Genomic DNA, 13,802 nt, shown 5'->3' on the forward strand with positions numbered 1-13,802 from the left:
CTGCGCGGCATCGGCCTCTGCGTCGGCGCTCATGCGCGGCGGGTGGGTCCCTTTTGGACGCCGATCCTGGGTCCCTATTGGACGCCGATTGACAGTCCGCGGATGTCCATGGCTTGTGACCGCGCGTGGCGTCCGATGCCGTGGGCGTTCCGCCGCTCCCGAGCGAGGCGGAGCGATGATGCCGGACGAAGCGACGGTAGCGGTCGATCAGCCCGGCCCTTGGCTTCGCCCCCCGTCCGCGCCTTCGCCACCACGGTGGCGGCTCTACGATCGCCAGGCCAGCGCTCTCGCCCACTGGGCGGGGCTCGCCGGCCGGGGCTTGGAACGGCCGATCCGGCGTGGGCCGGCGGGCCAAGCTATCGCGAAAGCTTGTCCCGATTTCCGGCCTCGCCGAAGGAACGCTCTCAACACAATTTGTCCTGACTTCCCGGGAAGCCTGTCCTTCGAGCGAGCCCGGCTGCCGGACCCTGTCTGGGCGTGGCCCGCGGACGGGCGACGCTCGATGGGCGTGGACGTCCTATCAGCTCCGGCGCCGCCCCTTCCCGGGAGGGCCGACCCGGACGGCCTGCCGTGACCGGCCCCGCTCGGCGCCCGCCCCGAGGTCCGCCCCGGAGCCCGGCGAAGGGCCCGCCTGCCGTCGGCTCTTCCGCCTCATCCGCCGGCGTCGCGGCACTTCGCGCCGTGCCGCCGAGATCGGCCTCGACACCACCTCGCTCAGGGGCCGCCCGACGCTCCGGGCGCCTCGCCGCCCGGAGCGCGCCGCCCCGGAAAACGGTCCCGCGGGCCCGAGCGATCACGGCGTCGGCAGGTCACCCCGCCGCGTTCCGGCCCCAGAGGTGCTCGGCCGCCGCGTCCGATTCGGGCTTGGAGCAGAACTCGCAGTGCGGATCGCGCGCCCGCCGCAGCCGGCGCCGCCCGATGGGGGCCTTCCAGGGATCGACGGCCCAATAGTTGGTCGCCGCCGCCCCCGCGTTCGAGCGCAGAAGTTCGACCACCAGCAAGGCGCCGGCCATGCTCGACACGAACGCGAACGGGGCGAGCACCTGCCTGCCTTCCGGTGTCAGCAGTGTCTGTGCGGCGCAGAGCTGCTTGAAGAGGCTGTCATAGGCCGTGCCCACGATCCCCGCGGGATCGATCTGGGGATGGGCCCGATGGATCCGCCCGGCGGCCTCGGCCGAGATGAAACCCTCCCTGACCGCGGCGAGGTCGACGCCCAGCCCATCCGCGATCGAGCGCTCCCGCGCGTGCTCGTCGGGAACGTGACGGTAGATGCAGGCCATGCAGGCACCCTGCGTGGGCTGCCGGTGCGAGTGCACGACGACGCCGCGCACGTCGGTCGTGGACGCGTCGAGGACCCGGCCCGGAAGCTCCTTCTGGATCCCGCGCCGCGCGCGCCTGCTGTCGACCGTGACGATGGCCGTGGCGGGCGGCCCCGCGGATTTGCAATAGGCCGAGAAGTCCTGGACGAGCGGTTCGAACGCGAGCTCGGGGAAGTCGGCCGCGGCGCGCTCGGCGAGCGCGACGGCCTTGTCGCGGCCGACATCCTCGTCGCCCAGGTAGAGGCAGCGGTTGGGATTGCCCGAGCCCACCGTTTTCGGGTCGACGATGCGGAGGCGGCCGACGGCGCGCAGGTGGCGCAGGGCGCGAACGAAGCCGTGGGCCACGGCGCCGGCGCCGACGAGCACGGCGTCCGAGAGATCGACGGTCGTCGCGAGCGCCGCGTCCGGCACGCCGAGCTGGTCGAAGTCCAGCCGGAGCGGGTAGGCGACGGCCGGAAGTGCCGGGTCGTCGAGCAGCATCCGGAGGGTCGCGGCAGCCACCGGGCAGGCGGCGACGGCGGCCAGCAGGGGATGGGGCGGCGGGCCGCCCGTCCGCCCGACGGGGCGGACATCGACGGTGGCGCCGCCGGCGTCGATGGCGGCGTGCAGCCGGGGCAGGTCCGTCCGCGCGGCCGCCTCGCCGATGACGAGTTCGAGCTGCGCCTCCTCGGCCGGCGAGGTCACCACGCCGACGGTCCGCGCGAGCAGGGCCGCCACTTCCGCCGCCCAGGCGGCGTCCGCGCCGCCGGGAGGAGCGGTGACCAGAACCGCCCGGTTGAGGCGCTCGGCCGCGTCGTCCTCGTCGCTGCCGAGGATGGCGGCCAGCATCCGGGCGTTCTCTTGGGCGGGCGTGATCATGGCGTCACCTCGATGCGGATGCGCTCGCCCGGCCGGCGCACATGCTCCCACAGGCCAGCGTCGGAGAGCTCGTAGACCATCGCCTCCTCCAGGAAGGTCCCGGGCGTCGCCGTCGCGGCGAAGCGCGGGAGCACCAGGGAGAGGGCCCCGCGATGCCGGACGATGGCCCAGGCGTCGTCCGCCTCGGAATGGAACGCCCTGTCCGGATGGGTATGGACCTGGGCGACGATCTTGAGACGGTGCGCGCGCAGGTGCCCCATCAGCGCGCGCATGCTCGCGGGCGGCAGGTGGAAGTAGTCCTCGGCGGTGGCCTGCTCGGGCTCGTAGACCTCATGCACGGGCGTCGGCGCCGCCGAGGCCGAGCGCGCGAGCCAGAGCACGGCGCGCTCCTCGCCGCGCCGCCCCCCGACGCGGAGGCGGTCGAGGGTTTCCGCCAGGATGGCGGCGGTGCAAGCGACGGCCGTCATCCGACCGCCCTCTTCCAGCAGCGCCAGATCTGGTCGAGGATGCCGAGCAGATCCAGGCCGGATTGGCCGCGGTAACCGTCCCACCGCTCGCCGACATGGCTGAAGTGGGTGTGGTACTCGCGCGTTCCGCGCATGCAGACGAACATGCGTCCGGTCACGGGATGGGGACTGGGGTGGAAGATGCCGCCGGCCCCGGGGGGAGCCTGCGCGAGGTGTTGCCCGGCGGCGTCGAGCAGTTCGACCGACGGGGGGAGGTCGTCCCAATCGACGCAGGTGAAACGGAGCCTCAGGGGCGCGGCGGTCGGATGCCCGAGGATCACGTCGAGCACGGGATACTCCGCCTGAAGGACCGTCCAGTTGCGGTGGGCCGCGGTTCGGGAATCGAGGCGGCGCACGTCGCGCTCGAACGCGGCCCGGGAGAGCAGCTCAAGCACGGGTGCCCCCACCGCCCTCGCGGGGCCCCCACTCGATCTCGACCTCGCCGGAGAGCCCGTTCCCGGCAAAGGAGGCGGACGGCTCGATGTCGCGGTTGCCGACGGTCGTGATCCACGTCGCGGTGTCGCCGAGCTCCAGCTTGCGCGCGGCGCGGGCCAGCACGTCCGCGACCGGCGTCGTCGCGGGAACCCGCACCGCCCCCTCGGCCGGGAAAACGCCGCTCGTGGTGAACACGGTCACCAGCACGAAGTCCGGCCGTTGCGCGCGCCGCGAGACGATGTGCTCGACGCCGCGAGTCTCGAACGACACCGCGCCGCCGGGCCGCAGGATCTTGTCGGGCTCGTCCTCGCGCTCCAGCACGAGGTCGTGGCCTGCCGGGACGTGCAGGATGGCGAGGAGCTCGTCGACCTCGATCCGGCCGTCACCCCAGACCTGGCCGACCTCGTCCACCGTGAAGGAGAAGCTGCGGTCGCTGCGGAAGCCGCGAAACGCGCCGCCTTCCTCGGCGACGAGGTCGACCTTGTCGTCCGTGCCCACGAGGTGGGTGCGGCCGCCCCGGACCAGGATGAGCTGGTGCTCGCTCGCGGGCAAGAGGCCGGCCCTGGTGAGGACCTCACGCCCGGTGACCTCGCCGTCGTCGAAGCGAACCGGGGTGCCGTTCACCGGGAACACGAAGCTGCGGGCCCGCGCGTTATCCATAACCTTCATCCTCGTCTCCACCTGCTGGCGCGCGCCGACGTTCCCGTACACACTCTTGACGGACGACGGCCTTGGACTAAAAGACGCTTTCAGTCTCGGCTGGGACTGTATGTATCTGGACTAGGTCGGCCATCAAGTCCGATTCTGGACCAGGGAGGGGTTGATGACGAATTCTGCCCACGGCGCCCGGAACGAGGCTGGGTCGTCGCGGCTCCCTGTGGAGCTCGAAGCGTTCTTCGCGATGGCCGACAGGTGGCACCTGAGCGCCGACGAGCAGATCGCGCTTCTCGGTTCGCCGGCGCGGTCGACGTTTTTCAAGTGGAAGAAGGAAGGGGGCAGCATCCCGCCGGACACGACGGAGCGGGTGTCTCACCTTCTCTCGATCTGGAAGGCGCTGCGCATCCTGTTTACCGTAGACGAGCGTGGGGACGAGTGGATCAGGGCGCCGAACGAGTATTTCGATGGGGCGAGCGCGCTCGACGTCATGCTCTCGGGGAAATTCGCGGACTTGTACAAGGTCCGCATCTACCTGGATGCTCAGCGTGGCGGCTGAAGATTTTTCCCTGACGACGTGGAAGGGTGACGCGTTCCGCTTGATCCCGTCCCGGTTTCCGCCCGTGTCCGTCTATGACGGGCTCGTGGCCGACGGCAGGGTCGAGGCCCTCGTCGCGGTCGAGGACATCACGAACCCGCGCCTCCGCTCGATTGACCGCCTCGCGCGGCTCCGACCCGGGGTCCCGGCCGATGCCCCGAGGCTGCAGAACTGGAACCACGCGCCCTTCGCCTACGGCAACCCGGAGGGCAGCCGCTTCTTCGATCACCTGAGGCCGTGCCTGGAACTGGCTGCGGACCGCCAGACCGCGCTCGCTGTGTCGGTGGCGCGTCGCGAGAGGTTTCTCGCCCGGACCCGTGAGGCGCCCATCGGCCTCGACATGCGCATGCTGCGGACGCCGGCCGAGGGACGCTTCGTGGACCTTCGCCACGTCCCGGCCGATCTCGACGCGAAGGCGTGCCGCGAGATCGGCGCCCGCGTATCCTCCGAGGCCGACGGGGTTCTCTACCACCCTCCCGAGCGCTCAAGCGCGACGTGCCTGGCCGTGCTCAGGGCAAGCGTGCTCGGCCGCTCGATCCAGACGGTGCACTACCGGTACGTCTGGACCGGCCGCCGCATCGCCCTCCTCTACGCGTTCGACGACGAGGGGCGCGAGGTCAGGCCAGAGACCCTGGGCGGCGAGGAGGACGTGCTCGCCGCCTGAGCTCCGCCGCGCCTCAGCGCAGCTCGCCTGCCGCCCAACCGTCCAGGCGGACGAACTCGTGGAACGTGCAGCCGCGAGCCTGGCAGACGACGCTCGGCAGGACCCGGCCCTCCGCCGTGACCGTGTGGTCCTTCAGCACGAGCGCGTGACCCTGCGAGCAGGTCATCTCGGCCTTGAAGCGCCTCACCGTCGACGGGTGGCAGGCCTTCCAGTGCAGCGGCGGCGGCCTGTCCCCACCGCCGTAGCGGCGGATCGTGACCTGTCGGTGCCGCGGTTCAACGGGACGTTCGGTTCGAGGCGCGTCGCCCGAACGGCCGGACCAGAGACGGCGCAGGAGGGATCGGAGCCAGTCAAACATGCGGTGTCACCAACATCCACAAGGGCCGTGATTTCGCGAGCGTATGCCGTGCCCTGAGACCGGCCGAACGGTCGGGCACGCCGTCATTACACCAGGCCGGCGCCCCCGACATCGTGAGGAGCCTGAACGCGGCGCAAGCTGGGGGCCATCGGTCCATCGCCGACAAGCAGGAGAGCCGGTGCTGGGGGGCCGAGCCCGTTCCCCGGCTGTAGGAGCACAATGGGACGGACTTCGGCGCAGGACGCTTCCCGCGACGAGACCTCAAGCACGGGAGGGCTTCGGCGAGTATTGGGCCGGTCCCGCGATCTTGCAGCACGCTGCTGCGAAATTGCCTTGGGCCGCCATCCTCTTGCGTCTCTCGGGTTCCCGGGCGGCGGCCGCCGCGTCGCAGGACCCGGGCGCCCGGTGCGCCCGCCGCGGGCTCTCGGATGGGGCAGCCCCGCACGGTCCGCTCACGTATCCCGCCGCCGAGGCGCAACCTCCGTTAGAGCGGGCGCGCATGCGTCCTGGGAATGCGGCGCCGGAGGTCCCGCGGTACATCCTCCCGGGACCACACCGTCGTGACCTTACGGCCGGCGGTCGCGAAAACCGGCTTGATGCCGGCCCGGTCGAGGGCTTCCCGCACCCACCGAATGCCGGATCCGATGTCCCTGGCGAGGGCCCCCGTGGTTGCGTACTCGCTCTCGAAGGCCGCCAACGCATCCTCCGGGACGAGGATCTCCCCGCATGCGGTCGCGGTCCCGGTCAGCAGGCCTTGCCGGACGATCAGGCCGACGACGTCGGACGGCACCGTGATGCGCCGGCCGACCTCTGCGAGGGTGAGGCCGCCGCCCCCGCGGGACCGGCGCGCGGCCCTGATGTCCTCCGGGTCGAGGAGGAACCCCGCGAGGCCGGGCGCGTCCCGCAGGACCGCCCTGACCCGGAGCTGTCCGGCCAAGATCATGGCGCAGGTGCCGCGCACGCCGTCGACCTTGCCGTGCTGGCTGGCGCGCGCGAGCGGCAGGAGGCCGGCGGGAGCGGCCTCGACGGTCGGCGCTGGGCCGCGGAGTCGGGCCAGCACGGCGTCGATGGCACCCCGGTCGAATACCTCGGCCTTGATGCCGGCGCGACGATGGATCTCGGCTGGCGGGACGATGCGGGCGGCCACCAGCATCCTGGCCTGTCGCTTGGCCAGCCCGAGCGCGGCGGGCAGGTCGTCCGCGCGGACCGCACGGTCGAGGAGCGCGCGGATCTCGGCGGCGGTCTCGCGGGTGATGCCGATGGGCGTGCCCCGCTTGGTCCGTTCCGGCCACGCACCCAGGGCCTTGACGTAGCCGGCGACGAACTCCGGCCGGCGCCCGCACTGGGCCGCGATCTCGGCGAGGCTGACCAGGGGGACATCGGCATGCCGGATCACCACCGAGGTCTTGTGGACCGGACCCCGTGCCGCGTGATGCGCGAAGAGGATCGCCCGCACCGCGTCACCGCTCCCTCCCGCCGGCAGTCGCTTCGCCCACAGGTACAGGTAGCCATAGACCTGTTCGGCGCCCCAGGCCCCGAGGCCGACATGGTCGGCTCCGGCCATCCCGTCGAGCAGGGCCTCGAAGGCGCGCGGCCAGTCCCGCGCGATGGCGAGGCCGGCCGAAAGCACCTCGGGATGGCGTTCCGCCGGAAACTTCGACAAGGCCCCGTCGGCGCCCCCGTGCCGGGCGACGCCCAGCCGCTCCATGGCGTCGCAAGCCTCTGCGAGCGTCAGCCCGTCGAGAATGGGGACCTCCGTCCTCGGCATGCCGCCGAGGCGGCCGACCACGTAGGCGTCCGCCAGGGTCGTGCCGGGCGCGACCTCGACGCCCTCGCAGGCCAGCAGGGGGTGGCCGTTCCTGCACCGGGTCAGCGAGCCGGCTTCCCAGGTGACGTCCACGCCGCAGGTCGGGCAAGCCGCGGCCAGCAGGACGTGATGCACCGGGCAGGTGCGGACGGCAGCCACGTCCCACCAGAAGCGCCGGTGAACGTTCCAATGGGCGTGACGTCCGGACCGCGGCCGGCGGAGGTCGTCGTCCCAGCAGCGCGGGCACCAGCGACGCGCGTTCGTCGTCCAGTCGTCCCGGTGGATCTCCTCGCCGGCGATCACGACCCTCCGCTTGGTGACCTCCGCCGGGGTCCATCGCAGGAAGGGCTCACCGTCACGGCCGAGCCGGTCCGCGAGGGGCTTGGCGGCGCGCCCCTGCAGGATGTCGCTCAAGGCATGGCCGGCGCTCCTCAGGCGTTCCCGGCTCCACGGCTCGCCATTGACGTCGAAGGCGCGCAGCAGGTGCGCCGCTGCGGATTCGCCCTCGACGACGGGCGGGATGATGGTCAGTCGCACCGACGTCCTCCTACGCGTCGTCCGGGTCGATGTCCGCTTGCGCGGTTCCCATCAGTCGGGTGAGCTTGTCGAACTCGATCTCCTTCAGCTTCGGGCAGGTCGAGATGTCGGGCACCCTGAACGGGTTCCGGTGAGGGCCGAGCTCGAAGATCTCGTCGAAGACGAATGCTAGGTGGTCGAGTTGGCTGATGCTCGGCGCGCCGCTTCGGATGGCGCGGAAGGCCGCCTTCTTGACGAGGTGCATCATCCGGCCGGTGTATCCCGCCGATGCCTTGAGCATGCGCTGGACCATGTCGTGCTCGGACAGGCCGGAGGGGGCCGGGAAGCCGAGCCGCGGCTCGATCAGCTCCAGGAACTTCGTCGCCTTCTTCACACAGGCCGCCGAGTGGCCGAGTGGCCTGATGGGCATGAAGATGCAGCGTCGGAGCAACTGGAAGTCCTCCTTGAGCACCCGCCTCAGCCACGGCATGCCGGAGAGCACGAGCGAGATGGGGCGCATCTCCGCCCCCGGCGGCCGCAGGGGGTCGTTCGGGTCCGGGAGGACGAGGTTCTTCAGCGTCTCGACCAAGGCCCGCCGCTCGTCGCCGGTGCGCCCGCGGAGGGCGTGGTGGAATTCATCGACCATGACGACCGACACGAGTTGGGCGTGCATCTGGTGGCGGACCCTGCGCCAGATGTCGTGCTCCTTCAGGGTGGCGCTGAGTTCCAGATCGGTCAGGGCGACGTACAGCGCGAGCCCCAGCGTCTTCAGGGTGCAGGGGCTGGGCGCCTTGATGAACACCAGCGGGCGCACGGGGCCGACCTCGTCACGGAACGGCACCAGGGACGGGCGCATCTGCAGCCGGGCGAGCAGATGCGACTTCCCGGCCCCGGAAGGAGCCGGAACGACAAGGCACTGGCCCTCGACGTCGTCGGCGAGGTCGGCCAGCATCTGGTCGAAGCGCGCGACCGCCTTGACGACGACGTCCGTGTTCACGTGGATCGTGTTCACGCGTCTCTTCCAGGCGCGCCGCTCCAGATCCTGGGGGCTCAGACGGGTGGCGAACCGCTCCCGGCGCGCGGGAACGGCCTCCTGCGGGGCGAGGACCGTGACGTCGGGGCGGAAGATGTCCGCTTCGTGGGCTTGCAGCATGCGATGGTCCTCACTCGGCAGTCCAGTTATCGGGATCGTCTGCATCGAACCCGATGTCGTCGGCCGCCGCCGCCGGCATGGTCGCCGCCGGCACGGTCGCCGCCGCGGTGACGGGCGGTGATCGTGCCGGCTCGGCGGCGACCGAGTCGTCCTGCGCCGCGCGGACCGGGCGCCCGCCGGTCTTGCGGCCCCCCTGCCCGATGCGGGGCGCAGGCGCCGCCTGGCCGTCGGCCGCGGCCGACGGCGCGGCCTTCCTCGGGCGCCGGGTCCGCAGCCGCTCGGCCTCGTGGGCGTTCTCGTCAGCGACGTCCCAGGCCACCTCGAACATCGGGTCGTCCGCGTGCTCGCGGAACCAGTCGACGTCGGTGCTGGCCAACCGCTGCGGCTTGACGCCGGCGTTGCGGCATTCGGCGCGAAGCAGCTCCATCGCGCGGACGAGGGTCGCGCGTGCGACGCGCTGGCCCTCCAGCGTCATGCGACGCGCCGTCCGGACCACGTCGCGCCACTCGGCAAGGGAGGTGCCGTCCGCCAAGGCGTCGTCGCAGGGAACCCTGATCCACCCGGCCTCCTCGTCCACCAGGACGAGGAGGTGGCCGAGATCGGACGCATCGACCTTGACGAGGAACTCCTCGCCGAAGTGGAAGCCTTTCCTGCGGCGGACGCCCTTCAGCTCGTCCGACTGGAAGGTGAGCCCGAGGAAGGTGATCCCGTGCCGCTGGATGGTCCTCGGGACCACGAGCGCGATGAGCGGGTCGAGGTCGTCGGCCGACGGCGGCAGGCGCGTGCCGTAGCCGATCAGGTCCTGCCAGCGCTGCAGGGGCGTGCGTCCCAGCAGCCCGCCATGCTTGCGGTTGTGATAGATGTCGACGACCCAGATCGTGAAGAATTCGATGAGCTGGGCGAGGGTCAGGGCGGCTTGCCCGACGCTGTCGTAGTCGCCCCGCTCGCGCACGTCCCGGAAGGTCCGGCCCGGCAGGTAGGCGCAGAAGTCGCGCGCGATCGTGCCGAGGGCCCGCTCGACCTTGCCCTTCAGGTGGGGCTTGCGCCGGGGCATGTAGCGAAGCTCGAACCGCAGCTGCCCGGCGGCCGCCTTCATCGAGCGGGAGTGGAATTCCCGTCCGTTGTCGAGCTTGACCACCTCCGGCACGCCGAACACGGGCCAGGACGTCTCGACGCGGACGCGGGTCAGGTCCTTCGGCAGCACCGCCATGCGCAGGCAATGCATCACCGAGGTCCAGGAGGGGCGCTCTTCGCTGAGATGGAACCCGACGATCATCCGGGTGGCCGCACAGATGGCGACCGTGAGCCAGACGCGCTTGGTGCGCTTGTCCTTCCGACGCCGGTTCCGCGCCGGGGTGCCGTCGCCTTCCAGAACCAGCACGTCGAGCGGCGTGTGGTCGATCTCGACGATTTCGAGCGGCCGCGTCGCCTGAGGAGCCTTCTTGACGTGCCGGAAGGCCTGCTCCGCCTCCGCGGGGCCCTGGCGGTGATAGATCTCGTCGAACCGACTGACGTTCGCCTTCACCCAGCGCCGGATGGTCATGGCGTCGGGCACATCGAGGGGCACGGCGCGCGTCTTGTTCTCGCGCTCGACCCGGCCCTGGATGAACAGGATGACGTGGCTGAGGGGGGGGCCGTTCCGGATGAGCCAGTCCTCGCGCACCCGCTCGGCGAGGATCACCTCGACTTCCGGGTCGAGGCGGAAACCCGCCCGCCCCTTCTGGTCGTGCAACGGGATCAGCGCCGCGAGGGCCCTGCCCCCCTTGCGCCAGCGCCCGTACCAACCCTTCAGCGAGGACCCGCTCACCCGTTCGAGCGGCACGTCGTCGGGATGGGAGCCCTCGTTCTCGATGACCCGTTGCCGACGCTCCGCCGCGACGAGCTTCGCGATCTCGGCGTAGCCCTTCAGGACCTTCTTGTGGGTCCGCTCGGCGAAGCACCGGTCGCAGGCCTGCATGTAGTCGAGGCGCATCAGCGCCGCGTCCTGCTGGCGGACATCGAACGTGTCGATGGTGCGGAGGAGGTTGTCCTGGACGCCTTGGGGCAGGCCCGCGGTCGTGTCCTCCACCAGTTGAAGGCGCCTCGGCTCGCCGAAGTAGAGGTCGGCCAGCTCGGCATGGCTCTTCGTGACCGAGACCGGCCTCGCCCCGAGCGTGCGCAGGGTGACGCCGCTCGCGTCGCGCGAGAGCACCTTGTGGTAGACGCCCTCGACGATGACGAGGGCGCCCTCCTGCAGGCGGATCTGGCAAGCGCCCATGTTCAACGCCGCCCCCTCCCGGGCTCGGACACGCGCAGCCGCCCGCTGCGGCAAAGGTCCAGCATCGCGGCCTCGCTCAGGAAAAGCGTGACGGGATCGGGCCCGAGCCGGCGCAAGAGGACGCCGGCCGCGGCGCGCGCGATGGCGTGGGGGATCCCGTCGACGAGCGCGACCGCGCCGCGGTGCGTGCGGATCTGAGACCGATCTCCTGTCATGGGGCTACCTCCGGCTCGGGGAACGGCGGACAAGGGCGTGGTCGTCGAACGGTCGGCCGGGTTCGGTGAGCTCGGCTTCCCCGCGCGCGACCAGGGCGACGACGGCCCGGAAGGCGCGGGTCCCGAGGCCCGAGGCCGCTCGGAGCTCCCGGACGCGGGCCTCGCCGCCGAAGCGGTCCAGGACGACGCGGATGGTGTGCTGCTCCGCCTCGTCGACGACGAAGCTTCGCTCGCTCGCGACGAGCGCCGCGTTCGCGACCCGGAGCGCGTCGATCTCGACCTCGGTCCAGAGCTCGAAGCCGTGGTAGCCGGCCGCGATGGCGCCCGCCGCCAAGCGGGGCCGGATCTCGTCCCAGCCGAGCCTGATCACCCGCTTCAGCGGCTTGACCTCGACGCAGAGGCGCCGCCCGTCGTCGATCTCGACGGCGAAGTCCGGCGTGTAGGTGTGCCACCGGACGCCGTCGTGCCACCGGAACGGGACGGGCTCCTCCTGGTAGCGCAGGACGGCGTCGTCCTGCTCCAGGAGGAGGATGAAATCCCGCGCGAGGAGGCCCTCGTAGGCCACCATGCGGTGGCCCATGCCCGGCTTGCCGGAGGGGATCTCGCCCGTGATGCAGTCCCGCCGTCCGGTGACGATCCGGCGGGACGGATTCGGCTTGCCGACATGCCGGCTTCGCAGGGTCCGGGACATCAGGCCCCTGCCCCGGCGCCGGGCATCCGCGCGGGCGCGGCCGCCGCCCCCAGGCGGATTGGATACCGCGTCACCCCCTCCTGCCAGCGGTCCAGCGGGGTCCGCCCGTCCCGGCGCGAGCGGCCGAGGTCGTGCTGGCTGAGCCAATCCTGCACCGCGGCCATCAGGCCGTCGGCCGTCGCCACCGCGGCCCCGGTCGCGGCGAGCCATTGCCCCAGGCCCGCCGCCGGCGCGGCCCCGCCCGCGGAGGCCGCCGGGCCGAAGCGCAGCTCGATCCCGAGCGCCGCCGCGGACCGCAGGACCGATTCGCTGCGGAACAGGGGGGCGTGGTCGAGCAGGAGGGCGTCCGGGAGACCGAGGCAGAGGCGGGCGACGCCGAGCGGCTCCGGCGTGGCTGCGGCCGGCCGGGCACCGAAGAGCCCGAGGACGGCGTCGCCGTCGGGCTCCGTCGTGGAGAGCCTCGCCGCGACCGTCACGCCGCTGTAGGCGTCCCGCGCGGTCAGCAGGTGGACGCGATCCGTGTCGAGTTCCGGCAGCGCGATGTCGAGGGTCTCCTCGCCGACGACCACCTCGCCCAAGGGGTGCCCGCTCGACATGTGCAGGAACCGGAAGACCTGCCGGGCGGGCGCCGCGGATCCGCGCGCCGGCGGCCGCATGCGGGCGCGGATCATCCGGCGAAGGGTGCCGGGCGCCGGCACCTGGTCGGGCGCGCACCCGCGGGCCAGGGCCTCTTCCCGGCACCGCTGCAGCGCCGCCTGCGTCAACAGGGAGAGCGAGGGCGCCGGCCGCAGGCGGGCCTGGGCGGCGGCCTCGTCGGCCACGGACCCGATCCAGGCGGCCCAGCGGGGCCGGGCCGGCACGGACCGCCGCCGGTCGGCGAGCGCGGCCACCTGCCCGCCGCTCGTGCGGAGCAGCCGCTGCCACCGCCTGACCTGCCGCAGCGACGGCCACTTGACGTCGTCCACCTCACGGCCGACCGCCGCGAAGGCGGCCGGCACGGCATCGGCGCCGCACGCGCCGGCCGGCAGGCCTTCCAGGGCCTGCACATAGGCCAGGCGCCGTCCGGCGCGGGCGCGCTGCGCCTCCGTCAGCTCCGAGAGGGCCGGCGGATCCGCCGGGGCGAGGGAGTCGCTCTGGACGGGAAAAAGTTCGAGCTGCGTCATGACCGCGGCGGTCCTCTGAAAGCCCGTGGCGGGCGTTGATGGAAGCTGGGCGAGGCGGCCCCGGCACTCGGGCCGGGGCCGGTCGTGCGGGCTAGTCCTCGGGCGCCTGGTCGTCCCAGGCCTCGGGCGTGAACTTGCCGGTGGGGTGGCCGAGAAGGAGGCCGAGGTCGTCGTCCCACGCGTCGAAGGCGGGATCGACGAAGCGGTCGCCGGCGGGCGGCTCGCCGCCGTACTGATCGGTCAAGGGCGTTCTCCTGGGGTCGCGAGGTCGGTGGCCCGGTCGAGGGCGTCCGTCGGACGGCCCCGGCTCGGCGGCATCAGGCGGCCGGGACACCCCAAGGAGGCGACACGCGCAGGCCCTTGCTTTCACGCGCGGGAGCTGGCATACGTGTCGGGCCTCGGCGTGTGCCTCATCCGGTCGGTGCGGTAGTTTCACGGTCGCGGTCGAAAAGGCTCGGACGTCGCTTGGGCCGGGGATTCCACTCCCCTTCCCGGCGCGGTCGAGCGATACACCTGCGGTGGCTTGGTGGTTAGACGCAGGTGATCTCAAGGCGTGCGGCCCTCGGGCCGTGCGCCTTTGTCATGACTCATGGGGCGCGACCGGAGCC

General features: G+C 72.1%; 14 protein-coding genes. 2 read left to right on the forward strand and 12 right to left on the reverse strand.

The annotated features are described in order from the left end of the window. Positions 1-809: 809 nt before the first annotated feature. The 4 genes from HNR01_RS06655 to HNR01_RS06670 are packed head-to-tail and all read right to left on the reverse strand — an operon-like array spanning position 810 to position 3,787. A complete protein-coding gene (locus tag HNR01_RS06655) occupies positions 810-2,177 on the reverse strand; it encodes a ThiF family adenylyltransferase (protein ID WP_183667201.1) in 1,368 nt (455 codons plus the stop codon). Then, positions 2,174-2,644, reverse strand: coding sequence for a Mov34/MPN/PAD-1 family protein (locus HNR01_RS06660; RefSeq protein ID WP_183667202.1), 471 nt, complete (start codon positions 2,642-2,644; stop codon positions 2,174-2,176). The genes HNR01_RS06655 and HNR01_RS06660 overlap by 4 nt, the downstream gene beginning before the upstream one ends. After that, on the reverse strand, positions 2,641-3,078 hold the full coding sequence (locus HNR01_RS06665; RefSeq protein ID WP_312893288.1) for a putative metal-binding protein: 438 nt from the start codon (positions 3,076-3,078) through the stop codon (positions 2,641-2,643). Before HNR01_RS06665 ends, HNR01_RS06660 begins: the two co-directional genes overlap by 4 nt. Next, the gene (locus HNR01_RS06670; protein WP_183667204.1) at positions 3,071-3,787 is read right to left on the reverse strand and encodes a multiubiquitin domain-containing protein; all 717 of its coding nucleotides are present in this window, start codon (positions 3,785-3,787) and stop codon (positions 3,071-3,073) included. The genes HNR01_RS06665 and HNR01_RS06670 overlap by 8 nt, the downstream gene beginning before the upstream one ends. Before the next feature lie 154 nt (positions 3,788-3,941). Here HNR01_RS06670 and HNR01_RS06675 point away from each other — a divergent pair, with 154 nt between their 5' ends. Then, positions 3,942-4,331: an MbcA/ParS/Xre antitoxin family protein gene (locus tag HNR01_RS06675; RefSeq protein ID WP_012753006.1), complete on the forward strand. Its 390-nt coding sequence runs from the start codon at positions 3,942-3,944 to the stop codon at positions 4,329-4,331. 64 nt (positions 4,332-4,395) lie between these two features. Continuing rightward, on the forward strand, positions 4,396-5,034 hold the full coding sequence (locus HNR01_RS06680; protein WP_238231842.1) for an RES family NAD+ phosphorylase: 639 nt from the start codon (positions 4,396-4,398) through the stop codon (positions 5,032-5,034). A 13-nt stretch (positions 5,035-5,047) separates the two neighbouring features. On the opposite strand, the gene HNR01_RS06685 is transcribed toward HNR01_RS06680, so the two are convergent. From HNR01_RS06685 to HNR01_RS06720, 8 genes are all read right to left on the reverse strand, one after another. Continuing rightward, on the reverse strand, positions 5,048-5,392 hold the full coding sequence (locus tag HNR01_RS06685) for a hypothetical protein (protein WP_183667205.1): 345 nt from the start codon (positions 5,390-5,392) through the stop codon (positions 5,048-5,050). Between the two features lie 484 nt (positions 5,393-5,876). After that, the gene (locus tag HNR01_RS06690) at positions 5,877-7,736 is read right to left on the reverse strand and encodes a TniQ family protein (RefSeq protein WP_066923656.1); all 1,860 of its coding nucleotides are present in this window, start codon (positions 7,734-7,736) and stop codon (positions 5,877-5,879) included. A 10-nt stretch (positions 7,737-7,746) separates the two neighbouring features. Further along, complete coding sequence (locus HNR01_RS06695; RefSeq protein WP_066923658.1) at positions 7,747-8,868, reverse strand: ATP-binding protein; 1,122 nt, start codon at positions 8,866-8,868, stop codon at positions 7,747-7,749. 10 nt (positions 8,869-8,878) lie between these two features. Then, complete coding sequence (locus HNR01_RS06700; RefSeq protein WP_246417422.1) at positions 8,879-11,125, reverse strand: TnsB C-terminal domain-containing protein; 2,247 nt, start codon at positions 11,123-11,125, stop codon at positions 8,879-8,881. 2 nt (positions 11,126-11,127) lie between these two features. Then, a complete protein-coding gene (locus tag HNR01_RS06705) occupies positions 11,128-11,340 on the reverse strand; it encodes a hypothetical protein (RefSeq protein ID WP_066927220.1) in 213 nt (70 codons plus the stop codon). Positions 11,341-11,344: 4 nt separating this feature from the next. Continuing rightward, positions 11,345-12,031, reverse strand: a complete 687-nt coding sequence (locus HNR01_RS06710) for a TnsA endonuclease N-terminal domain-containing protein (protein ID WP_012752999.1) — start codon at positions 12,029-12,031, stop codon at positions 11,345-11,347. Further along, the gene (locus HNR01_RS06715; RefSeq protein WP_183667207.1) at positions 12,031-13,194 is read right to left on the reverse strand and encodes a hypothetical protein; all 1,164 of its coding nucleotides are present in this window, start codon (positions 13,192-13,194) and stop codon (positions 12,031-12,033) included. Before HNR01_RS06715 ends, HNR01_RS06710 begins: the two co-directional genes overlap by 1 nt. Before the next feature lie 91 nt (positions 13,195-13,285). Then, positions 13,286-13,438: a hypothetical protein gene (locus HNR01_RS06720; RefSeq protein WP_009863639.1), complete on the reverse strand. Its 153-nt coding sequence runs from the start codon at positions 13,436-13,438 to the stop codon at positions 13,286-13,288. Positions 13,439-13,802 lie beyond the last annotated feature (364 nt).

This window comes from Methylorubrum rhodesianum, assembly GCF_014199985.1.
In the GTDB taxonomy this organism is placed as follows: domain Bacteria; phylum Pseudomonadota; class Alphaproteobacteria; order Rhizobiales; family Beijerinckiaceae; genus Methylobacterium; species Methylobacterium rhodesianum.